The organism is Escherichia albertii NBRC 107761 = DSM 17582, assembly GCF_000759775.1.
Lineage (GTDB): Bacteria > Pseudomonadota > Gammaproteobacteria > Enterobacterales > Enterobacteriaceae > Escherichia > Escherichia albertii.
In genome coordinates, this window is the sequence record NZ_BBMY01000062.1 from 1 (window position 1) to 22,523 (window position 22,523).

The following is a 22,523-nucleotide window of genomic DNA, read 5'->3' on the forward strand; positions in this document are numbered from 1 at the left end:
GTGTTGCCATATAAGGCCGATGTTTGTTACAGCTATTTAAGTCTGGAGTTCAAATTAAAATAGGGAGTTTTGTTATGCCATTAACCTCAGGTATTAATTCATCTTCGTTCAGCCTTGGAATGGAGGTTCTTCGTGCTCAAGTTGCAGCCAATGGGCGCGGAGAAATTAGATTAGGTAATGAAACTGTCAGTATTGTGTTTGATCAGGCAGATGGTCGCTTTCTGGCCAGCGGTGACAACGGGGGATTACTTACTGACTTATTGCTAGTGGGGTTTAATAGTGGACCTCAAGCTCTTGGCGAGAGAATGTTAAGTATTCTTTCAGGATCAGATGCAGGTGAAGCACAATCGCAAGTGACTCCTCAGGATAAAATATATCAATGTAAGTTTTCTGTTGATACAGAGAGCCTCCAGTGTCCCTCTGATGCAACTCGATGCCCAATTATACTGGAAACACCAGAAGAAGGGGTATTTGTCAAAAATTCAGATAGTTCAGCAGTATGCACTTTATTTGATGTTGATGCAATTTCTCGCGTGGTTAATGACGGTTCAGTTCACCCTCTGACACGAGCTCCAATAACCCCATCAATGATTGTTAAATCAGAAGAGTGTAAATATGACCCTGAAAGGGGAAGCTTTATTATAAAAGATAGTTAAGATGTTTCAAATGAAACAATATTAACTTCCGATAATTTATATAAAAACACCACAGGCATTCGGGGCCTGTGGTTGGTAAAACAATATAATACGCGAGTTATTTTTCATGAGCTGGAGAGAAAACAATCAAGGTAAGTAGTATTATTTCACAAAATACCGGGCACTTTCTGGTGCCGCATCGTTCAGAGCTTCGGTGTATAATGAATGAAATACGTAGTAACCCTGTAAAATTTCTGGAAGAGCATTTAATTCTTAATACACAGCGCTATGCCCATCATGATGAGACATCTTTAATTACAGTTAATATTACAAGAGAGGATGGCTTGTTAAGACTAAAAGAAACGGAATATGATATGGCTGGTAGTGATTATATTCTGTTTACAGCTATGCGTGATACTGATAGTCCGGAGCGCTTTGATGCACCTGCAGTTGTAAGCTTGAGTAATCAGTGTATAAGCCTCCGGCGAAATGATATTTCTCAAACTATCCAGCAAAGTTCACCGTTATGGCTAACTAATCAGCAAAGCGGCTGTAGTGTTCTTATTGTTCGCCATGGATTATCAGAATCTGGAGAACAGTAGTATTCAATGGTACATATGTGCCCAGGGGATAGTAACGATTTCGTCGATGAGTTTACGCTAATAATCAGGAGATTTTGTTGGAGATGGATATTCAGTGTACTCTTGCTAACACCTTTCCTAATGAACATCCGGAAGCCTTTATTTTGGTTACGTCAGCGGAAAAATTTATTGTAGATGGCAACTGCATTCAACTGATTGGTATTGGTAATGAGCAGGGAGAGTTTGATTTTTACAGGCAAATTTATCCTGTGACAGGGGGAGAGCACAAGGTTGAAGCCTTGATGTGGACGCATTTGCCTGCATAAAAACGTTCAGGATCATTTTTTGAGTGGGTGGATATTAACATCCAGCCTGACTGTTTCTGGAAGTGTAATAATGAATGGTTCTCCCAGTCTCAGAGAGCATGATATATCTGGATATACTTTGGCTCCTTTGTCCAGAAGAGAACCAACAGAAGCCGATACCCAACTACTATTTTCTGTTGTGCCGTATTTTTTTTGTAAATTAGCATTGCTGTTAAGTATCTTTTCATTAAATGTATCCTTTTCCATTATCATGAAATTTAGAGCGTTTCTGGATTCTTCCTTTGCTATATCAGCAGAACGTCTTGGTGTGCCCATCATGATACCAAATGCGTTTTTTTGTGGGTTATACCAGTCTATGACTTTTGCGACAGTGTCTTTATGACCCTGAATTGTCTTGTTTTTTAAATCAGTAAACTGATTACTTTGGATTCTTACAGCAACGAAATTCCGTTTTATATTGAAAATAGATAAAACTTTTTCTGTAATGTAGTTTTCTTTTATTGAATCTGCATTTCGATATGATAATAGTTTCGCTGGTGTGGGAGTGGTGGTTATTTTTCTGTTTAACAGTTTTCCTGTTTGCTCTGTTTTTATTAGAGAATATGATGTTTTTTCGTTGTGTAATATGTTACTAATTGATGATAAGCAGTTCTTTATGATTGGCATAATAAATTCCTTGTCTTCATATGGATGAACTTTTGATAGGAAGTCTTATATTATATAAACTAATTGCTATCATTTTTGTAGTTAATTGTCTAGTAGAGTTGTCATTTTTTATGTTCTATTCTTATTGATTCTGTTTAGGCATAGCCATAATGCATGATGGTGTGGCGTGGCAAAGCAGAGATATACAAAGTCTGCCACATGTTTTTATGACAAAAAATTAGCGCAAGAAGACATAAAATCACCTTGCGCTAATGCTCTGTCTCAGGTCACTAATACTATCTAAGTAGTTGATTCATAGTTACTAGATATGTTGTGTTTTGTAGTATTATGCAGTCTATTTTTTAGACCAAATATATTTTAACACATTGATATTAATGGTCTTTAGCGTTTCACGTTCAGCTTTTTTATACTAAGTTGGCCTTATAAAAAAGCATCACTTATCAATTTGTTGCCACAAACAGGTCACTATCAGCCAAAATAAAATCATTATTTGATTTCAATTTTGTCACCCTCTGCTTTTGTCATCACGATACGGTGATGTCATGGTGTCCGACACATGCCCGAGAAGGCGCGGTGTAAACTTATCGCTTATCTGCTTCTCATTAGAGTCTTGCAGAAAAACTGCACAACTCGTGAAGGGTAGGCGGAGTTCCTTAGAAGGAAAGACCTGATACTTTTCGTGCGCGCATAAAATACCTTGATACCGTGCCGGATGAAAGCAGTTCACGACGAGTAGATGCAATTATGGTTTCTCCATCGGACATCTCTTTAGTATTTAATCAGGCGTTAATGATGTGGCCCTGAAACGACTAGCTGTGCTCGCCATTATCAGTAGCGATGTGGAAACGCCCCCGGGCGAAGCCGTGTATTACGGCATGGACGCCCGATATAACGGGTACGGTCAACTCCTGTACGAAAACACTATCGACAAAAGATCACCTCAAAAGTGCAGCGATCAACAGCACAGCAAAAACGGCGTAGACGAATGCAAAATGTTCGGAAACTGACTTTCAAAATGGGCGCTGACCGTCAGGAAAACGTATCAGTTATAGTGTGGATCACGTTGGTACATCCTGAGTAACAATTTACGCCCGCTATTATTTGGCGAGCGTAAGACAGCTAAAATATCTTTTAGATATGTTGAGAATGGTTGCTATAGGTGGTTTCAGTCAACCAGTCATTAATTATGCGGTTTACCTCATTTGCGTGAGTGATATTTAGTGCATGATGAGCGTCGGGTATAACTTCAAGTTTAGAATGATTAATCATTTTTTGCATTTTCATGGCTTTCTCCAGGGGGATGCCAGAATCACTGGAACCATGAATAATCAATGTTGGGGTATCTATGTTATGTATTTTATGTGAGATGTTGTCGCGCTCGAGCATTGCATTCATAGCTAATTTAATATTTTCAGATTTATGCTGCAGCCATATCTCTCGCCATTTTTCGGCTTCAGGCTTATTATTACCGAAAAATATTGGCAATAAAGACGAAATGATATTCTCTTTTATGGTTGGAACCTGCTAACCATTGCATAGTTCAATATAATTGGATGCGATGTCGGGAGGATCTTGTTCAGCCTGTGTTGCAATCAGTATTAACCCTGCCAGACGCTCTGGGTGTGACAATGCAAAGCGTAATGATATATATCCTCCCATGGACATTCCACCCAGGATAAATTTATCAAGGTGTAAAAGATCTGCAATTTTTAATATATCATTGACTATATCATAGAGCGAGTATGGTTCTATCTGATCTGTGTTTATGTCGAATCCACGGACATTAATACAAATAATTCTGTGCTTTTCTTTGAGTGCATCAACCTGATATGTAAACATATTGCTATTCATGAAAAAGCCATGAACCAATACGATGGGGGGATTCAACCTGTTTTTTTCAGAGTACCCAGAATCAGTAAATTGATATTTCATACAATCTCCATGTTTGTATTGCCAGTATATCATATTGCCATGATAAGAAAGTTATGATTTAACTGATACAATCGTACACTTATATCTGATAAGCTCACGGGATACAACATTTATTAATTTTATAATGTGTGTTTTAATGAATTTAATTGTTGTTTTTTTGAAAAAACAATTCGTTTTTTTGTTGTTGTTTTTGGGTTAAGGTGGGCGATTTTATTATTAATAAAACTAACTTGTAGAGAAATAATATAGTATGACGAGTTCACAGAAACAGGAATTAATATTCGGTTTTTGTTGTCATGTACGGGGGATATTTGTTAAGAAAGTAAATGTGGATTTATTGTTAAGGTAGAGACGTATGTTATCACCAGCACTTATCAATTTGGGATGTTCATGGAATTCTTTAACCAGAAATCTGACTACGCCTGATAATAGTGTTTTATCCTTTGTAAGGGATGTTGCCGCACGGTCTCTCTGGTCGCGAGGTTTTGGAAAGTATGCCTCGCCCTTCTGTTCCGCCGCCTCGTCCTTCTGTTATGCAGTCAGGGCTGTTGTTAGATAAGATAAATAGATGCGCATTTCGTGTTGACGCGGCATCCCTGAAAGGACCGGAAGATGTGCTAACATGTCCGATTACATTATGTATACCTGAAGATGGTGTTTTTATGAAAAACGCTGGTAACTCAAGTATATGTACTTTATATGATAAAGCATCATTAGAGCATCTTGTTAATACAAATGCACCTCATCCGCTGAGTAGAGAGTCAATAACAGTATCAATGATTGTGGAAAGAGATAAATGTAATTTTGATTTTCAAAGACAATGTTTTATTGCTAAACAACATTAGATTTGTATTGTAATTGATGGTTTAATAATTAAATCTGTATTTTAATGTATTTTTCTTAAATGAGATCATAAGCGTGTTTCCTGTTTCATCTACTGTACCACATAACTGGAACTGTCATTCTGCTGAGTGCGCGCCCTTTCCTGATATTCCTGAGCACGCAGACGCGCCATCACCGGTGCGTCTTTCTTATGATAAAATTGCGACGAATAGTGATTTTAAATTAAATCCAGAATGTTTAGCTGAATATTTCATTTCTGGTCCAGGAGGGATTGATCCCGATATAGAAATTGATGATGATATTTATGCTGAGTGTTATCAGCGTTTATCGGAAATTCTGGAGGATGCTTATACCCAAAGTGAGACATTTCGTAGGTTGATGAATCATGCTCACGATAAAGAATTGTACGATATTGAACAACGTTGGTTATTAGGGGCAGGGGAGGCTTTTGGCGCAACAATAACACCAGAGCAACTTTCGGTATCTGAAGGAAGAAAAGTTATTTGTCTCAATTTGGATGAAGACAATGATGGGGACAATCCTGAGTATTATGAAAGCAGCGATGGTCCAAAACCTTTTGATACTGAACGTTCTTTTATACACGAAATCGTACATGCTCTGACTCATCTTGAGGATAAGGAAGATAATCATCCAAGAGGTCCAGTTGTTGAATATACGAACATAATCCTTAGAGAGTTGGGGAATCAGTCTGCCCCGAGGATTATTTACTGAATAAAGAATGATATTGCAGGCAAAAGCCAGATGGCACAGCACCATCTGGCGGAGCACTTAGCTGAACATTGCAGTAATTGATGCGCTGGCAAGAGAGTGGAAATGGACATTGAACCCGACCATCGCGCCACTGGCGCCTTCATCGACATCAATACGTTCTACATCCAGCGCGTGAACGGTAAAAATGTAGCGGTGAGTTTCGCCTTTCGGTGGTGCTGCGCCGTCGTATCCCGTTTTACCAAAATCGGTACGTGTTTGCAGAACGCCGTCCGGGATTGCCACCAGTCCAGAGCCAAATCCTTGCGGCAATACACGGGTATCGGCAGGTAAGTTAACAACCACCCAGTGCCACCAGCCAGAGCCAGTTGGTGCATCCGGGTCATAGCAGGTGACGACAAAACTTTTGGTTCCCGCAGGAACGTCATCCCACGCCAGATGCGGCGAAATATTATCGCCATCGTAACCCATGCCGTTAAAGACATGACGATGTGGCAGCTTATCGCCATCGCGCAGATCATTACTGATGAGTTTCATGAACCCTCCTTTCTTGTTTGCAAAAAGTGTAGCCAGAAACCCTCACGCTGACTGCTCGTTATTAGCAAAAAAATGTTTCATCCTGTACTGCTCGATTAACCGCTGCGGTCAGGCGCTGCAACTGTTCCTGGCGAATAATATAGGGCGGCATCAGGTAGATAAGTTTGCCAAAAGGACGGATCCACACGCCTTGTTCGACAAAGAATTTTTGCAGGGCCGCCATATTCACCGGGCGAGTCGTTTCGACCACGCCTATTGCGCCCAGCACGCGGACATCGGCAACCAGTTCGGCGTTACGGGCTGGTGTGAGTTGCTCGCGTAGCTGCACTTCAATAGCCGCTACCTGCTGCTGCCATTTTTCTGATTCGATAATCGCCAGGCTGGCGTTTGCTGCCGCGCAGGCCAGTGGATTGCCCATAAAGGTTGGCCCGTGCATAAAGCAGCCGGCTTCGCCGTTACTGATGGTTTCAGCGACCTGACGCGTAGTGAGCGTGGCGGAAAGAGTCATCGTGCCGCCGGTTAAAGCTTTACCGAGGCATAAAATATCCGGCGCGATCCCCGCATGTTCGCAGGCAAACAGTTTGCCGGTACGACCAAAACCGGTGGCTATCTCGTCAGCAATCAGCAAGATACCTTCACGGTCGCACATTTTGCGGATTCGTTTTAACCACGCTGGATGGTAGATGCGCATTCCGCCAGCGCCCTGAACAATCGGTTCAATGATCACCGCCGCGATTTCATGACGATGCGCCGCCATCAGGCGGGCAAAGCCCACCATATCGCGCTCATCCCATTCGCCGTCCATGCGGCTTTGTGGGGCCGGAGCAAACAAGTTTTCCGGCAGATAGCCTTTCCACAAGCTATGCATTGAGTTATCTGGATCGCACACCGACATCGCGCCAAAAGTATCGCCATGATAACCATTGCGAAAGGTCAGAAAACGCTGACGCGCTTCACCTTTAGCCTGCCAGTATTGCAACGCCATTTTCATCGCCACTTCCACCGCTACGGAACCGGAGTCTGCGAGAAAAACGCACTCCAGGGGTTTTGGCGTCATCGTCACCAGTTTGCGGCACAACTCGATGGCTGGCGTATGGGTAATACCGCCAAACATCACATGCGACATAGCATCAATTTGCGACTTCATTGCTGCATTAAGCTGCGGGTGATTGTAACCGTGGATTGCTGCCCACCAGGACGACATACCGTCAACCAGGCGTCTGCCGTCAGACAAAATCAGCTCGCAACCTTCTGCACTCGCTACCGGATAAACCGGCAGCGGGGAGGTCATGGATGTGTATGGGTGCCAGATATGGCGTTGGTCAAAGGCAAGATCGTCCGTTGTCATAATCGACTTGTAAACCAAATTGAAAAGATTTAGGTTTACGAGTCTACACCGAATTAACAACAAAAAACACGTTTTGGAGAAGCCCCATGGCTCACCGCCCACGCTGGACATTGTCGCAAGTCACAGAATTATTTGAAAAACCGTTGCTGGATCTGCTGTTTGAAGCGCAGCAGGTACATCGTCAGCATTTCGATCCCCGTCAGGTTCAGGTCAGTACTTTGTTATCGATAAAAACGGGGGCCTGCCCGGAAGATTGCAAATATTGCCCGCAAAGCTCGCGCTATAAAACCGGACTGGAAGCCGAACGTTTAATGGAAGTCGAACAAGTGCTGGAATCGGCGCGCAAAGCGAAAGCGGCGGGTTCGACGCGTTTTTGCATGGGGGCGGCGTGGAAGAATCCCCACGAACGCGATATGCCGTACCTGGAACAGATGGTGCAGGGGGTAAAAGCGATGGGCCTGGAGGCGTGTATGACGCTGGGCACGTTGAGTGAATCTCAGGCGCAGCGCCTCGCGAATGCCGGGCTGGATTACTACAACCACAACCTTGACACCTCGCCGGAGTTTTACGGCAATATCATCACTACGCGTACTTATCAGGAACGCCTCGATACCCTGGAAAAAGTGCGCGAAGCTGGGATTAAAGTTTGCTCTGGCGGCATTGTGGGCCTGGGCGAAACGGTGAAAGATCGTGCCGGATTATTACTACAACTGGCGAACTTGCCGACGCCACCGGAAAGCGTGCCAATCAACATGCTGGTGAAGGTGAAAGGCACGCCGCTGGCTGATAACGATGATGTCGATGCCTTTGATTTTATTCGCACCATTGCTGTAGCGCGAATCATGATGCCGACCTCTTACGTGCGCCTTTCTGCCGGGCGTGAGCAAATGAACGAACAGACCCAGGCGATGTGCTTTATGGCCGGGGCTAACTCGATTTTCTACGGCTGCAAGTTACTGACCACACCAAATCCAGAAGAAGATAAAGACCTGCAACTGTTCCGCAAACTGGGGCTAAACCCACAACAAACCGCCGTGCTGGCGGGCGATAACGAACAACAGCAGCGTCTGGAGCAGGCGCTGATGACCCCGGACACTGACGAATATTACAACGCGGCAACGCTATGAGCTGGCAGGAAAAAATCAATGCGGCGCTCGATGCGCGGCGTGCTGCCGATGCCCTGCGTCGTCGTTATCCGGTGGCGCAAGGCGCCGGGCGCTGGCTGGTGGCAGATGATCGCCAGTATCTGAATTTTTCCAGCAATGATTACCTCGGCTTAAGCCATCATCCACAGATTATCCGCGCCTGGCAGCAGGGCGCGGAACAATTCGGCGTTGGCAGCGGTGGTTCCGGGCATGTCAGCGGTTATAGCGTGGCGCATCAGGCGCTGGAAGAAGAACTGGCTGAGTGGCTGGGTTATTCACGGGCGCTGCTGTTTATCTCCGGGTTTGCTGCCAATCAGGCAGTCATTGCCGCGATGATGGCGAAAGAGGATCGTATCGTTGCCGACCGACTGAGTCACGCTTCATTGCTGGAGGCAGCCAGCTTAAGCCCGTCCCAGCTTCGTCGTTTTGCTCATAACGATGTCGCTCATCTGGCACGCTTGCTTGCTACCTCCTGTCCGGGGCGACAACTGGTGGTGACAGAGGGCGTATTCAGTATGGACGGCGATAGTGCGCCGCTGGCGGAAATCCAGCAGCTAACGCAACAGTGTAATGGTTGGTTGATGGTCGACGATGCCCACGGTACGGGCGTTATCGGAGAGCAAGGACGCGGGAGCTGCTGGCAGAATAAGGTGAAGCCGGAACTGTTGGTGGTCACTTTTGGCAAAGGATTTGGCGTCAGCGGGGCGGCAGTGCTTTGCTCCGATATGGTCGCGGATTATCTGCTGCAGTTTGCTCGCCATCTTATCTACAGCACCAGTATGCCGCCCGCTCAGGCGCAGGCATTACGTGCGTCGCTGGCGGTGATTCGTAGCGAGGAGGGGGAGGTTCGGCGCGAAAAGCTGGCTGATCTGATTACGCGTTTTCGTGCCGGAGTGCAGGATTCGCCATTTACTCTCGCGGATTCTCACAGTGCCATTCAACCATTAATCGTCGGTGATAACAGTCATGCATTACGACTGGCAGAAAAGCTGCGTCAGCAAGGTTGTTGGGTCACGGCGATTCGCCCGCCAACCGTACCGGCTGGCACCGCGCGGTTGCGTCTGACCTTAACTGCGGCTCATGAAAAGCAGGATATCGACCGCTTGCTGGAGGCGTTACATGGCAACCGTTAATAAACAAGCGATTGCGGCGGCATTTGGTCGGGCAGCCTCACAGTATGAGCAACACGCAGAGTTACAGCGCCGTAGTGCTGATGCCTTACTGGCAATGCTCCCGCAGCGTAAATACGCCCGTGTGCTGGACGCAGGCTGTGGGCCGGGCTGGATGAGTCGTTACTGGCGCGAACGCAGTGGACAGGTGACGGCATTGGATATTTCTTCGCCGATGCTTGCGCAGGCACGTCAGCAAGATGCCGCAGATTACTATCTTGCAGGGGATATCGAATCCTTACCGTTGTCTTCTGCGACTTTCGATCTCGCGTGGAGCAATCTCGCCGTGCAGTGGTGCGCTGAATTATCCACGGCATTAGGCGAGCTTTATCGGGTGATACGCCCCGGAGGCGTAGTGGCGTTTACTACTCTGGCGCAAGGCTCGTTACCCGAGTTACATCAGGCATGGCAGGCGGTAGATGAGCGAACCCATGCAAACCGCTTTTTATCGCAAGCTGACGTTGAACGGACGTTGAAAGGTTTTCGTCATCAGCATCGTCTTCAACCCATCACGCTGTGGTTTGATGACGCACTCAGCGCCATGCGTTCACTGAAAGGTATTGGCGCAACGCATCTTCACGAAGGGCGCGACCCGCGAATATTAACCCGTTCCCAGCTACAGCAACTGCAACTGGCCTGGCCGCAACAACAGGGGCGATATCCTCTGACGTATTATCTTTTTATAGGAGTGATTGTTCGTGAATAAACGTTATTTTGTCACAGGAACGGATACCGAAGTGGGGAAAACTGTCGCCAGTTGCGCACTATTACAGGCTGCGCGGGCCGTTGGTTACCGGGCAGCGGGATATAAACCAGTGGCTTCTGGTAGCGAAATGACTGCCGAAGGTTTACGCAACAGTGACGCATTGGCGTTACAGCGCAACAGCAGCCGACAACTGGATTATGCCATGATAAATCCTTACACCTTCGCAGAACCTACCTCGCCGCATATTATCAGTGCGGAAGAGGGGAGACCTATTGACCCGGCGGTTATGAGTGCGGGATTGCACACGCTGGAAAAACAGGTTGATTGGGTGCTGGTCGAGGGGGCCGGAGGTTGGTTCACACCGCTTTCTGATGCCTTTACTTTTGCCGATTGGGTTATGCAGGAACAATTGCCAGTGATACTGGTGGTAGGTGTAAAACTCGGCTGTATTAACCATGCGATGCTGACTGCACAGGCCATACAACATGCCGGACTCACTCTGGCAGGGTGGGTGGCAAACGATGTGACGCCGCCAGGTAAACGTCACGGTGAATATATGGCCACGCTCGAAGAGATGATTCCCGCCCCGTTGCTGGGAGAAATCCCCTGGCTTAAGGAAAATCCAGAAAATGCACTAACCGGAAAGTACATCAATCTCACATCATTGTTGTAGCAATAAATTTGGTTGAATTGCGAGCAAGAACGTGCCTTCGATTGCCTGTAATTTAACCAATTAAATTCTAAAAAAATCACGAAAAAAATTTTACCTTCGCATCATGTGGTTAGTGTGGGAATTGCCCAGGCGGCGGAGGATACGGGCTGCAGGCAGTTATCCACTATTCCTGTGGATAACCATGTGTATTAGAGTTAGAAAACGCGAGGCAAGCGAGAGAATACGCGGCTTGCACGCAAATTGGCGCGAAAGAAGGCTTGGGGAAATATTTGTTATTTTTTAATTAGTTAGATAAAAGCAATGGCTGTCAGAAAAGAGACTGCTTTTGCCATAAATCTGTCATCAGTCATCTTGACAAATGTTAAAAAAACCGCCGTTTTGGGGATAAACCTGCAAACCTGGAGTTTTATCTTGTCACGGAGCAAATTTTACCCACATTCGACACCTTAGTTCACGGTGTAACAGAAATACTGTGGCGTGTAACTGTTTTTTTATCCAGTATAATTTGTTGGTATTATTAAGTACGGCGAGTAAAATTACATACCTGTCCGCCCACAGCCTCAGGTAGCGACTCATGAGTAAACCGTTCAAACTGAATTCCGCTTTCAAACCTTCTGGCGATCAGCCAGAGGCGATCCGACGTCTCGAAGAGGGGCTGGAAGATGGCCTGGCGCACCAGACACTGCTCGGCGTAACTGGCTCTGGTAAAACCTTCACCATCGCTAACGTTATCGCTGATCTGCAACGTCCAACCATGGTGTTGGCGCCGAATAAAACGCTGGCGGCCCAGTTGTACGGCGAGATGAAAGAGTTTTTCCCCGAAAACGCGGTGGAATATTTCGTCTCCTATTATGACTACTATCAGCCAGAAGCCTACGTACCGAGTTCTGACACTTTCATTGAGAAAGATGCTTCGGTAAACGAACATATTGAACAGATGCGGCTTTCAGCAACCAAAGCCTTGCTGGAGCGGCGGGACGTGGTAGTGGTCGCGTCTGTTTCTGCCATCTATGGTCTGGGCGATCCCGATTCATATCTGAAGATGATGCTGCATCTGACGGTCGGCATGATTATCGATCAGCGAGCGATCCTGCGCCGCCTGGCGGAGTTGCAATATACCCGCAACGACCAGGCTTTTCAGCGCGGGACTTTCCGTGTACGTGGCGAGGTGATTGATATTTTCCCGGCGGAATCTGACGATGTCGCGCTACGTGTGGAATTGTTTGATGAAGAGGTGGAGCGACTGTCGCTTTTCGATCCGTTAACCGGGCAGATTATCTCAACTATCGCGCGATATACCATCTACCCAAAAACACACTATGTCACTCCGCGTGAACGTATTGTGCAGGCGATGGAAGAGATCAAAGAAGAACTGGCTGACCGACGTAAAGTGCTGTTGGCGAATAACAAGCTGCTGGAAGAACAGCGTCTGACTCAACGTACCCAGTTTGATCTGGAGATGATGAACGAGTTGGGCTATTGCTCGGGCATTGAAAACTACTCGCGCTTCCTCTCCGGCCGTGGACCTGGCGAACCGCCGCCGACTCTGTTTGATTATCTGCCTGCCGATGGGCTGCTGGTGGTCGATGAATCCCACGTCACCATTCCGCAGATTGGCGGTATGTATCGCGGCGACCGGGCACGTAAAGAAACCCTGGTGGAGTATGGTTTTCGCCTGCCGTCAGCGCTGGATAACCGTCCGCTGAAGTTTGAAGAGTTCGAAGCGCTGGCCCCGCAAACTATCTATGTTTCTGCGACGCCCGGCAATTACGAGCTGGAGAAATCCGGTGGCGATGTGGTGGATCAGGTGGTGCGCCCAACAGGCCTGCTCGACCCGATTATCGAAGTGCGTCCGGTAGCGACGCAGGTCGATGATCTGCTTTCGGAGATTCGTCAGCGTGCGGCGATTAATGAACGCGTCCTGGTCACGACGCTAACCAAACGGATGGCAGAAGATCTGACAGAATATCTGGAAGAACACGGCGAACGCGTGCGTTATCTTCACTCGGATATCGATACCGTCGAGCGTATGGAAATCATCCGCGATTTGCGTCTGGGCGAGTTTGACGTACTGGTGGGGATCAACTTACTGCGCGAAGGTCTGGATATGCCTGAGGTTTCGCTGGTGGCGATCCTCGATGCGGATAAAGAGGGCTTCCTGCGCTCTGAGCGTTCGCTGATTCAGACTATCGGTCGTGCGGCGCGTAACGTCAACGGTAAAGCTATTCTCTATGGCGATAAGATCACCCCGTCGATGGCGAAAGCGATCAGTGAAACCGAACGTCGTCGTGAGAAACAGCAACGCTACAACGAAGAGCACGGCATAACACCACAAGGTCTGAACAAGAAAGTGGTCGATATCCTGGCATTGGGGCAGAGCATTGCCAAAACCAAAGCGAAGGGGAGAGGCAAATCACGTGCGATTGTTGAGCCGGATAATGTGCCAATGGATATGTCGCCAAAAGCGTTGCAGCAGAAAATCCATGAGCTGGAAGCTCAGATGATGAAACACGCACAAAATCTGGAATTCGAGGAGGCTGCGCAAATTCGCGATCAACTGCATCAATTGCGAGAGTTGTTTATTGCCGCATCGTAACAGGATAGCGAAGAAGACTGATGACAAACGAAAAACAGCCTGATGCGCTACGCTTATCAGGCCTACATGATCTCTGCAATATATTGAATTTGCACGGTTTGTAGGCCGGATAAGACGCTCTCGCAGCATCCGGCATGAACAACGCGCGCTTTGTCAGCAATCTGAAGCCGGAATGTTCTTCCGGCTTTCCGTTAACCCAACGCCTGTAATGCTTTTTCCAGCGCGTTATGTAACAACTGGCGGTCATGACGATAGGGGACATCACTGGCTTCCAGTACGTCCTGAATCACTACCCTGTTGCTAACCGCAGAAACGTCCACTTTCGGCCCAACAATCACGGCGTCAATCACCTTCTTACCGACATATCGCTCCATAATCGCCAGCTTATTTTCCAGCTTTAGATTCGCTGCCGGCAAGCTTAACTCCCGCCCAAGATTACCGATATAAACCATCGGTGCTGGTGTGCGTCGTAACGCCTGCGCCATTTCCTCAAGCAACAGAATCGGCATCAGACTGGTATAAAAACTACCCGGCCCAATCAGAATCAGATCCGCCTCATTAATTGCATGTACAGCTTCACGTGTTGCGGGAACATTGGGGGTTAAGAGTAATTCCTGAATCGGCGTGGTTAACTGGTCGATATTGACCTCGCCGTAAACTTTATGTCCCTGATCATCAATCGCCATCAAATCAACAGGATGTTCCGACATCGGAATCAAATGCGCATCCACTTTCAGCAGATTACGAATCAAATTGATGGCTTCCAGAGGTCGCACGCTAAGGTGATCCAGCGCTTTTAACATTAAGTTTCCAAGGTTATGCCCGGAAAGCTCACCATTACCGCCGAAACGATATTCAAACATCGCAGAAGCGACACTAGGTTCAGTGATTAATTGATTGAGGCAGTTGCGCATATCGCCCCAGGCAATACCACCTTCTGAACGACGAATACGCCCCGTTGAACCACCATTATCAGTGGTCGTTACGATGCCCGTTAAACGAGACCCCAAAGATGAAAGCGATGAAAGAACACGTCCGAGCCCATGCCCTCCGCCGAGTGCAACGACACGATCAAGATCAGCCAGCGTACGATTGCGCATATAGGTTCCTGAAGTCAGATTATCCGCGCTACAGTAGCGCAACTGGCAGGGAAACAGCAATTAACCTGCCAATATTGAGGATACAAATTATTATCTTCTACCTCTAAAGGGCGAGATGCGGTATGCATCCCTGATGATGTACATCAAAGTAAAACCCCTATTTTCCCTTATTCTGTAGCGAAATGGTCCGATCATGACGCTATATACATGATTACATAGCGAAAGTGTGAATGGTAAAAACTCCATTTACACGCTAATATCGGCATAACCACTAAACACTCTAGCCTCTGCACCTGGGTCAATTGATACGGTGCTTTGGCCGTGACAATGCTTATAAAGATTGCCACCAGGGCGAAGGAAGAAATGACTCCGCCTCCCGTATCTGGAAAGGTGTACATGGCTTCACAACTGACTGATGCTTTTGCGCGTAAGTTTTACTACTTGCGCCTGTCGATTACCGATGTGTGTAACTTTCGTTGCACCTACTGCCTGCCGGATGGCTACAAGCCGAGCGGCGTCACCAATAAAGGCTTTCTGACCGTCGATGAAATTCGTCGGGTTACGCGTGCCTTCGCCAGTCTGGGTACTGAAAAAGTGCGTCTGACAGGTGGTGAGCCTTCTTTGCGTCGCGACTTTATCGACATTATTGCCGCGGTGCGGGAAAACGACGCTATCCGCCAGATTGCGGTCACGACCAACGGCTATCGTCTGGAACGCGACGTGGCGAACTGGCGTGATGCCGGACTGACGGGAATTAACGTCAGCGTTGATAGCCTCGACGCCCGCCAGTTTCATGCGATTACCGGGCAGGATAAATTCAGGCAGGTTATGGCGGGAATTGATGCCGCATTTGAAGCCGGGTTTGAGAAGGTCAAAGTCAATACCGTGCTGATGCGTGATGTAAATCATCACCAGCTTGACACCTTTCTGAACTGGATCCAGCATCGCCCCATCCAGTTGCGTTTCATCGAACTGATGGAAACGGGTGAGGGCAGCGAGCTCTTCCGTAAGCACCATATCTCTGGTCAGGTTTTGCGTGACGAGCTATTGCGTCGCGGTTGGATTCATCAACTTCGTCAACGTAGCGACGGCCCTGCGCAAGTCTTTTGCCACCCGGATTACGCTGGGGAAATCGGCCTTATCATGCCGTATGAAAAAGACTTCTGCGCCACCTGTAACCGCCTGCGCGTCTCCTCGATTGGCAAACTCCATCTCTGCCTGTTTGGCGAAGGCGGCGTTAACCTGCGCGATTTGCTGGAAGACGATACTCAGCAACAGGCGCTGGAAGCACGCATTTCAGCGGCGCTGCAGGAGAAAAAACAGACCCACTTCCTGCATCAAAACAACACCGGTATTACGCAAAACTTATCGTATATTGGCGGCTAAAACGCCAAAAGGAGAGATCAGATGAGTCAGGTCAGCACTGAATTTATCCCGACCCGTATTGCTATTCTTACGGTTTCTAATCGTCGCGGTGAAGAAGACGATACCTCCGGTCACTATCTGCGCGACTCGGCGCAGGAAGCGGGCCACCACGTTGTCGATAAAGCGATTGTCAAAGAAAACCGCTACGCCATCCGCGCCCAGGTTTCTGCGTGGATCGCCAGTGACGATGTGCAAGTGGTGCTGATTACTGGCGGCACAGGGCTGACGGAAGGCGATCAGGCGCCTGAAGCACTGCTGCCGCTGTTTGACCGTGAGGTCGAAGGTTTTGGTGAAGTGTTCCGTATGCTCTCGTTTGAAGAGATTGGCACTGCAACGTTGCAATCCCGTGCGGTAGCGGGCGTCGCTAACAAGACACTGATTTTCGCTATGCCTGGTTCGACCAAAGCGTGCCGTACCGCCTGGGAAAATATCATCGCGCCACAACTGGATGCCCGTACGCGTCCGTGCAATTTCCATCCACATTTGAAGAAATAAGTATGTCGCAACTGACCCATATCAACGCCGCTGGCGAAGCGCACATGGTGGATGTCTCTGCCAAAGCGGAAACTGTCCGCGAAGCGCGGGCGGAGGCCTTTGTCACCATGCGCAGTGAGACACTGGCGATGATCATTGATGGTCGCCATCACAAAGGCGACGTGTTTGCTACCGCGCGGATTGCTGGTATTCAGGCCGCAAAACGCACCTGGGATCTTATTCCGCTGTGCCATCCACTGATGCTCAGCAAAGTTGAAGTCAATTTACAGGCCGAGCCGGAGCACAATCGGGTACGAATTGAATCCCTGTGCCGCCTGACCGGAAAAACCGGTGTCGAAATGGAAGCGTTAACGGCGGCCTCCGTGGCGGCGCTGACCATTTACGATATGTGCAAAGCAGTGCAAAAAGATATGGTGATTGGTCCGGTTCGTTTGTTGGCAAAAAGTGGCGGCAAATCGGGTGACTTTAAGGTGGAAGCGGATGATTAACGTTCTTTTTTTCGCCCAGGTGCGTGAACTGGTGGGAACAGATGCAATAGAAGTAGCAGCAGATTTCCCGACCGTTGAAGCATTACGCCAGCACCTGGCGGCGCAGAGCGATCGCTGGGCGCTGGCGCTGGAAGATGGCAAATTACTGGCTGCTGTTAACCAGACACTGGTGAGTTTTGAGCATCCGCTGACTGATGGCGACGAAGTGGCGTTCTTCCCACCGGTAACCGGAGGTTAAGATGGCAGAAACCAAAATTGTTGTCGGACCGCAGCCGTTCAGCGTAGGGGAAGAGTACCCGTGGCTGGCGGAGCGTGATGAAGACGGTGCGGTAGTGACATTTACTGGCAAGGTGCGCAACCATAACCTGGGCGACAGCGTCAAAGCATTAACCCTTGAACACTATCCGGGAATGACAGAAAAAGCACTGGCAGAAATCGTTGATGAAGCGCGTAGCCGCTGGCCGCTGGGGCGCGTCACGGTGATTCACCGCATCGGTGAATTATGGCCGGGCGATGAAATCGTTTTTGTCGGCGTTACCAGTGCGCATCGCAGCAGTGCGTTTGAGGCCGGGCAGTTTATTATGGATTATCTCAAAACCCGCGCACCGTTCTGGAAGCGCGAAGCCACGCCGGAAGGCGATCGCTGGGTCGAAGCCCGGGAGAGCGATCAGCAGGCGGCGAAACGCTGGTAGTTTTTTGTTAGCCGGATAAGGCAAAGCTGCATCCGGCAATAACACAACATCAGATATACGTTTACTCCACGTCGATGCACACCCTCATGATTTGCAGTATCCTTAAGATATTCCTTGTATCTTCAGGAGAAAGCCATGGACAGATTCCCACGTTATGATTCAATCGTTCAACCCCGGGCCGGCCTGCAAACCTATATGGCGCAGGTCTATGGCTGGATGACCGTCGGTCTGCTACTTACCGCATTTGTTGCCTGGTATGCAGCCAATTCGGCCGCTCTGATGGAGCTACTGTTCACCAATCGTGTCTTTTTAATTGCTCTGATAATTGCACAATTAGCGCTGGTTATTGTGCTATCAGCGATGATTCAAAAGCTCAGTGCTGGTGTAACGACCATGCTCTTTATGCTTTATTCGGCGCTGACCGGCTTGACGCTTTCCAGTATTTTTATTGTTTATACCGCTGCGTCTATTGCCAGCACCTTTGTCGTTACTGCCGGGATGTTTGGTGCAATGAGCCTGTACGGCTACACCACGAAGCGCGATTTAAGCGGTTTTGGCAACATGCTGTTTATGGCGTTAATCGGTATTGTGCTGGCATCGTTGGTGAATTTCTGGCTGAAAAGTGAAGCGCTGATGTGGGCAGTGACGTATATCGGGGTGATTGTCTTTGTGGGCCTGACCGCCTATGACACTCAGAAACTGAAAAACATGGGTGAGCAGATTGATACCCGCGATACCTCGAATCTGCGTAAATACTCCATTCTTGGCGCATTAACCCTGTATCTGGACTTCATCAACCTGTTCCTGATGTTGTTGCGGATTTTTGGCAACCGCCGTTGAATATTTTTCTTACTTTTGAATCCCGACCAACAGTCGGGATTTTTTTGTAACAGTATTATTACGTTAATTAATGGGAAAAATAATAAACGCCATTAATGGTGTTTATTGAGGATTTTATTTAATAGAATCATTAGTTGGCTATTCAATTGAAATGAAATATTTTTTATCTAAAAGACTGGTATGTACGAAGAATAATGGAGTACAATTCAGCAGTTTAATATTGGTAAGGTGGTTGTTCTTTTTTGGCAAATACCAAATGCAATAAATCACTAATTCGTTAGAATTTTGTTGCAATGTTTCTTATTGGAAATGTCGAACATTGAACATACATTCATGTAAAAAATGGATTAGTTCTCTATGTCTTTTGTATTGCATTCATTGTCTGTTTATCCACGGCAGAGAAAAATATATCTTTTTTTAGGGCTATTATTTTCCTCTACATTAATTCAACTTTGGCCTTTGTATCATTTACAACCTCTACGGGTAATATTGCGTGTTGGTACATGCAACATTCTAATTATATTATCTCTGACAGCATGTTATCGCTTGTGGATAGGGAAAATTTTAGCGCTGGGTGTATCATTAATACTCGCTGTTAACTTTATGATTGCACTTTGCTCATGGGAGATTTATCAAAGCGATTTCAATAATATTTTTGCTATGAGTATTCTTGAAACTCATTGGGCTGAAGTTAAGTCGATGACAGAGATGTATCTTTCATGGATACCTGTATGCGTTATGTATTTCTTCCTGACCTATTTTTCTATAGATAGTGGTGCAAAATGCCTCTCTTCTAAAATCCAACGCACTGCAGTGATGGCATTATTAATTTTTCTGGTATGGTTTACTTATAGCCAGTGGAAAAAACAGCAGAAAGATAGTCTTGGAGGGTACTATCCTTTAAGTGCCCGTGTGTTAAAAGTTACGCCATTTTACGTAGCCTCGAACTTTATTGTTGCATACCGTGATATTGCATTTGCAAAAGAAATTAAGCAAATTGATATAGATTTACCAGTGCTAACTATTAAAGACACCAATATTGATACTTATGTGATCATCATTGGTGAATCGGCACGCCGTAGCAATATGGGGTTGTATGGTTTTGAACAAAATACTACACCGGTACAGAATAGTATTGCACCACAGGCACTTATTTTTGACCATGCTATATCACCGGCAGCAGCAACTGTAACTTCGATTCCAATGATACTTAGCAAAGCTACAACGGAAAGTTTTACAGCTGCTGATTTATCAAACAATATTGTTGCCGTAGCCAATAAAGGCGGTTTTAATACAACATGGCTGAGTACACAGAATGTTGTGGGTAAACATAATAATTATATTACTCTGATCGGTACTACCAGCAATCAATCACAGTGGATGACAGGTAAATATGATGATGCACTTTTACTTTATCTTGATGAAGCATTAAAGCAAAAAGGTAAAAAGCTCATCATGCTGCATATCAGTGGCAGCCATGAAATTGCATGTACGCGATACCCTGAATGGGCAGATAAAATAAATACAGGGAACAAATATGAAGATTGTTACAACAATTCAATATTGTTTACCGATTATATTATTGGGGAAGTTATTAAACGTCTGCAAGGTAGAAAATCCTCTTTACTTTATTTTTCTGATCATGGTCTGGAGAAAAATCCTGATATTCCTTCACTCTATATGCACGGCGCAGATACACCAAGTAAAGAAGCCTATGATGTACCGCAATTTATTTGGTACAGTTCTGAGTCATTGAACGGTCAGCCACGTAAACTTGGACATATTCGTGAAAACTATTCATTGCTTAATAACTACGCAATGATTCTTGACTGGTTGGGTATCTCAACAAACGAGCCCCGGTGTAACTCACCGTTATCTGAGTGTTATCGTCCGGCGACATCTATCCCAGTAACGGATGGCAGCCGAGCTAAAGTTTTTGAATATAAAGATCTGCGTGATACTTTTACCTCACCAAAGAAAAAAACACCTTATCGCGAAGCCAGTCCTAATCCGCTGTAATTTAATGACAGGGGAGCATCGCCAGGTGCTCCCTGATTCTTATTGAAAATACAATAGGCAAGGACCAAACCATAAAATACGATTTATTGCATTGCGGTTGTCTTTTTTGCATCCAGAAATGTAAAAATATTTTGTATGAATAACTTTAGATTCATTCACAATAGTTTAATGATTGTGTTGTGGTCAGGCATTCTATCCTGTGCGCGAAATAAACTCCTTGAACTGGCGATAAAATGCCATAGCGAAGAATTATGGAGTCCGGTTCGCTGCGCTTTTACAGGTGCATTAACACTCTATTATTATTTTATCGGCTTCTTTGGAATACTTGCAGCAATAGCTATAACACTAGTTTGGCAAAGACACTCACGGTTTCCGTGGTAGTGAATTATTTATGGAAAAAATCACAATGTCGGATCTAATAAAGAAACAGCCATTAATAACCAGAATGATGGGTTGCATCTGGTTGATGACTGCGTCTGGTTTATGGGCAACAGCAGGTTTTGCATGGATACTAGACTATTATAATATTACCGCAACACACCAACATACGGCACCGTTCTTTTTAGCTACGGTTTTGCTTCTTGGTTTTGGATTCAGGCTAAGAGCGAAAGTTGAGGAAATAAATACGTTAGCAATATGTGTTATTTATTTTTCCATAATCAGTTTATTTGCAATTATCTCCGCGAACCTTTTCCCTGTAACATTTGTTACATTGTTATTTGGTATCTGCGGGGCAATGTTCCTTATTAGTACGCTATTGGCTTTGTGTTTTAATATCAATATGGCATCACGTTGGTATGCTCTATTATTAATTTGTGTTGGCTGGGGTATTTCTTTTGTTACTAATTTTACCTTGCTGAATAGTTTATATCTTTGGCTGATCAGTTTTTGCTTTGTATTATTATGGTCATTTATTGCCTTAAGAAAAATAAATGTGCTGAAGCTTTATGTGCGTAATTTATATAGCGCTGCCCCCTGGACTTTGAAGCATTGCGTCGTTGCCGGGGCGTTAATGCTTTACTTCGATTTTGTCTGTTTCTTTTGGTCAATTGTAATGATGATTTTTGAGTTGCTCAATATCAGGCGTTGGTTGCAAAGGTTATAAGGAGTTTTATGCATAAAATAATATATTGGTGATATGTTGACTGTTTAATGAGGGATTTCTTATGGAATTAATTTGTACCATTGATAATAAATACGTAGATAAATTTATGAGAATTCTACTTTCAGGCATTTTACAGTCTCTGAAAGAGGGAGCAATAACTATAGATGAATCTGAATTGCTTGTTTTCAGGCCTTTTATTTCCAGCCTTATGCAGAGGAATGGTTGTGATGGTAAATTAGTGCATATAATTGATTTGGGGTGTGAGCTTGAAGATATTGAATCACTGGTTCCTGAGACATTTGAAGCGGTTATACAGAGCTTAATGACTAAAACAAGTGATTATATACATGCCAAAAAAGATGATTACCCTATGAGTGATAATGTGGAAAACATAGTTTCCTTTACATTCAGAAAATAAAAGGTTTATGAGATATTAAAAGATAAAACCGTTGCAGCAGATGTTAGTGCTGGTG

The 22,523-nt window shown here is 46.0% G+C and carries 24 protein-coding genes, 4 pseudogenes and 1 riboswitch; of the genes and pseudogenes, 21 read left to right on the top strand and 7 right to left on the bottom strand.

The window, feature by feature from the left end; genetic code table 11:
• Positions 1-74 precede the first annotated feature (74 nt).
• The 3 genes from EA14781_RS12015 (at position 75) to EA14781_RS12020 (ending at position 1,542) form a co-directional block, all read left to right on the top strand.
• Positions 75-656: a T3SS effector NleG family protein gene (locus tag EA14781_RS12015; RefSeq protein ID WP_002430189.1), complete on the top strand. Its 582-nt coding sequence runs from the start codon at positions 75-77 to the stop codon at positions 654-656.
• A gap of 200 nt (positions 657-856) precedes the next feature.
• Positions 857-1,237 carry a hypothetical protein gene (locus tag EA14781_RS23255; protein WP_001002868.1) on the top strand — a complete coding sequence of 127 codons (381 nt, stop codon included), beginning with the start codon at positions 857-859 and terminating at the stop codon, positions 1,235-1,237.
• Between the two features lie 83 nt (positions 1,238-1,320).
• Positions 1,321-1,542 carry a hypothetical protein gene (locus EA14781_RS12020; RefSeq protein ID WP_000354291.1) on the top strand — a complete coding sequence of 74 codons (222 nt, stop codon included), beginning with the start codon at positions 1,321-1,323 and terminating at the stop codon, positions 1,540-1,542.
• A gap of 12 nt (positions 1,543-1,554) precedes the next feature.
• Here the strand turns inward: EA14781_RS12020 and EA14781_RS12025 are convergent, their stop codons facing one another.
• From EA14781_RS12025 to EA14781_RS25720, 4 genes and pseudogenes are all read right to left on the bottom strand, one after another.
• Positions 1,555-2,208, bottom strand: a complete 654-nt coding sequence (locus EA14781_RS12025; protein ID WP_001121568.1) for an EspJ family T3SS effector ADP-ribosyltransferase — start codon at positions 2,206-2,208, stop codon at positions 1,555-1,557.
• Positions 2,209-2,694: 486 nt separating this feature from the next.
• Positions 2,695-2,978, bottom strand: a pseudogene (locus tag EA14781_RS23260) (tyrosine-type recombinase/integrase); the annotation flags it as partial.
• A 361-nt stretch (positions 2,979-3,339) separates the two neighbouring features.
• Complete coding sequence (locus EA14781_RS25715) at positions 3,340-3,603, bottom strand: alpha/beta fold hydrolase (protein WP_241685413.1); 264 nt, start codon at positions 3,601-3,603, stop codon at positions 3,340-3,342.
• A 129-nt stretch (positions 3,604-3,732) separates the two neighbouring features.
• Positions 3,733-4,140 (bottom strand): alpha/beta fold hydrolase, encoded by a 408-nt coding sequence (locus EA14781_RS25720; RefSeq protein WP_000877054.1) that lies wholly within the window; start codon positions 4,138-4,140, stop codon positions 3,733-3,735.
• 355 nt (positions 4,141-4,495) lie between these two features.
• Here EA14781_RS25720 and EA14781_RS24875 point away from each other — a divergent pair.
• From EA14781_RS24875 to EA14781_RS12045, 3 genes and pseudogenes are all read left to right on the top strand, one after another.
• A pseudogene (locus tag EA14781_RS24875) lies at positions 4,496-4,609 on the top strand (T3SS effector protein NleH); the annotation flags it as partial.
• A 79-nt stretch (positions 4,610-4,688) separates the two neighbouring features.
• A pseudogene (locus EA14781_RS23270) lies at positions 4,689-4,985 on the top strand (T3SS effector NleG family protein); the annotation flags it as partial.
• 73 nt (positions 4,986-5,058) lie between these two features.
• The gene (locus EA14781_RS12045) at positions 5,059-5,715 is read left to right on the top strand and encodes a PipA/GogA/GtgA family type III secretion system effector (RefSeq protein ID WP_002430187.1); all 657 of its coding nucleotides are present in this window, start codon (positions 5,059-5,061) and stop codon (positions 5,713-5,715) included.
• A 57-nt stretch (positions 5,716-5,772) separates the two neighbouring features.
• Here EA14781_RS12045 and EA14781_RS12050 read toward each other — a convergent pair whose 3' ends face one another.
• Both EA14781_RS12050 and bioA read right to left on the bottom strand, forming a co-directional pair.
• Positions 5,773-6,249 (bottom strand): kinase inhibitor, encoded by a 477-nt coding sequence (locus EA14781_RS12050; RefSeq protein ID WP_000767387.1) that lies wholly within the window; start codon positions 6,247-6,249, stop codon positions 5,773-5,775.
• 61 nt (positions 6,250-6,310) lie between these two features.
• Complete coding sequence (bioA, locus tag EA14781_RS12055; protein WP_024164615.1) at positions 6,311-7,597, bottom strand: adenosylmethionine--8-amino-7-oxononanoate transaminase; 1,287 nt, start codon at positions 7,595-7,597, stop codon at positions 6,311-6,313.
• 86 nt (positions 7,598-7,683) lie between these two features.
• On the opposite strand from bioA, the gene bioB reads away from it, so the two are divergent.
• The 5 genes from bioB (at position 7,684) to uvrB (ending at position 13,886) form a co-directional block, all read left to right on the top strand.
• Positions 7,684-8,724: a biotin synthase BioB gene (gene bioB, locus EA14781_RS12060; RefSeq protein ID WP_000951219.1), complete on the top strand. Its 1,041-nt coding sequence runs from the start codon at positions 7,684-7,686 to the stop codon at positions 8,722-8,724.
• Entirely contained in the window at positions 8,721-9,875 is a 1,155-nt protein-coding gene (gene bioF / locus EA14781_RS12065; protein ID WP_000118831.1) for an 8-amino-7-oxononanoate synthase, read from the top strand. Before bioB ends, bioF begins: the two co-directional genes overlap by 4 nt.
• Positions 9,862-10,617 (top strand): malonyl-ACP O-methyltransferase BioC, encoded by a 756-nt coding sequence (gene bioC / locus EA14781_RS12070; protein ID WP_000246811.1) that lies wholly within the window; start codon positions 9,862-9,864, stop codon positions 10,615-10,617. Before bioF ends, bioC begins: the two co-directional genes overlap by 14 nt.
• Positions 10,610-11,290: a dethiobiotin synthase gene (gene bioD, locus EA14781_RS12075; protein WP_001042905.1), complete on the top strand. Its 681-nt coding sequence runs from the start codon at positions 10,610-10,612 to the stop codon at positions 11,288-11,290. Before bioC ends, bioD begins: the two co-directional genes overlap by 8 nt.
• A gap of 574 nt (positions 11,291-11,864) precedes the next feature.
• Entirely contained in the window at positions 11,865-13,886 is a 2,022-nt protein-coding gene (gene uvrB, locus EA14781_RS12080) for an excinuclease ABC subunit UvrB (protein WP_000042512.1), read from the top strand.
• 191 nt (positions 13,887-14,077) lie between these two features.
• Here uvrB and yvcK read toward each other — a convergent pair whose 3' ends face one another.
• Positions 14,078-14,986, bottom strand: coding sequence for a uridine diphosphate-N-acetylglucosamine-binding protein YvcK (gene yvcK, locus EA14781_RS12085; RefSeq protein WP_002430186.1), 909 nt, complete (start codon positions 14,984-14,986; stop codon positions 14,078-14,080).
• A 264-nt stretch (positions 14,987-15,250) separates the two neighbouring features.
• A riboswitch (molybdenum cofactor riboswitch) is annotated at positions 15,251-15,395 on the top strand.
• Here yvcK and moaA point away from each other — a divergent pair.
• The 10 genes and pseudogenes from moaA to EA14781_RS12140 all read left to right on the top strand — a co-directional run bounded on the left by moaA (position 15,383) and on the right by EA14781_RS12140 (position 22,468).
• On the top strand, positions 15,383-16,372 hold the full coding sequence (gene moaA, locus EA14781_RS12095) for a GTP 3',8-cyclase MoaA (protein ID WP_002430185.1): 990 nt from the start codon (positions 15,383-15,385) through the stop codon (positions 16,370-16,372). It overlaps the preceding riboswitch by 13 nt.
• A 21-nt stretch (positions 16,373-16,393) precedes the next feature.
• Positions 16,394-16,906, top strand: coding sequence for a molybdenum cofactor biosynthesis protein B (moaB, locus tag EA14781_RS12100; protein ID WP_000084634.1), 513 nt, complete (start codon positions 16,394-16,396; stop codon positions 16,904-16,906).
• 2 nt (positions 16,907-16,908) lie between these two features.
• Positions 16,909-17,394 carry a cyclic pyranopterin monophosphate synthase MoaC gene (moaC, locus tag EA14781_RS12105; protein ID WP_000080881.1) on the top strand — a complete coding sequence of 162 codons (486 nt, stop codon included), beginning with the start codon at positions 16,909-16,911 and terminating at the stop codon, positions 17,392-17,394.
• Positions 17,387-17,632, top strand: coding sequence for a molybdopterin synthase sulfur carrier subunit (gene moaD, locus EA14781_RS12110; protein ID WP_000611259.1), 246 nt, complete (start codon positions 17,387-17,389; stop codon positions 17,630-17,632). Before moaC ends, moaD begins: the two co-directional genes overlap by 8 nt.
• A gap of 1 nt (position 17,633) precedes the next feature.
• The gene (moaE, locus tag EA14781_RS12115) at positions 17,634-18,086 is read left to right on the top strand and encodes a molybdopterin synthase catalytic subunit MoaE (protein WP_000852292.1); all 453 of its coding nucleotides are present in this window, start codon (positions 17,634-17,636) and stop codon (positions 18,084-18,086) included.
• Between the two features lie 135 nt (positions 18,087-18,221).
• Positions 18,222-18,926, top strand: coding sequence for a Bax inhibitor-1/YccA family protein (locus EA14781_RS12120; protein ID WP_000373628.1), 705 nt, complete (start codon positions 18,222-18,224; stop codon positions 18,924-18,926).
• A 357-nt stretch (positions 18,927-19,283) separates the two neighbouring features.
• Positions 19,284-20,945 carry a phosphoethanolamine transferase gene (locus EA14781_RS12125; protein WP_002430184.1) on the top strand — a complete coding sequence of 554 codons (1,662 nt, stop codon included), beginning with the start codon at positions 19,284-19,286 and terminating at the stop codon, positions 20,943-20,945.
• 162 nt (positions 20,946-21,107) lie between these two features.
• Positions 21,108-21,326, top strand: a pseudogene (locus tag EA14781_RS12130) (Bax inhibitor-1/YccA family protein); the annotation flags it as partial.
• Between the two features lie 10 nt (positions 21,327-21,336).
• Positions 21,337-22,050 carry a Bax inhibitor 1 family protein gene (locus tag EA14781_RS12135; protein ID WP_241685412.1) on the top strand — a complete coding sequence of 238 codons (714 nt, stop codon included), beginning with the start codon at positions 21,337-21,339 and terminating at the stop codon, positions 22,048-22,050.
• Positions 22,051-22,111: 61 nt separating this feature from the next.
• Positions 22,112-22,468, top strand: coding sequence for a DUF3969 family protein (locus tag EA14781_RS12140; RefSeq protein ID WP_000419012.1), 357 nt, complete (start codon positions 22,112-22,114; stop codon positions 22,466-22,468).
• Positions 22,469-22,523: the final 55 nt, after the last annotated feature.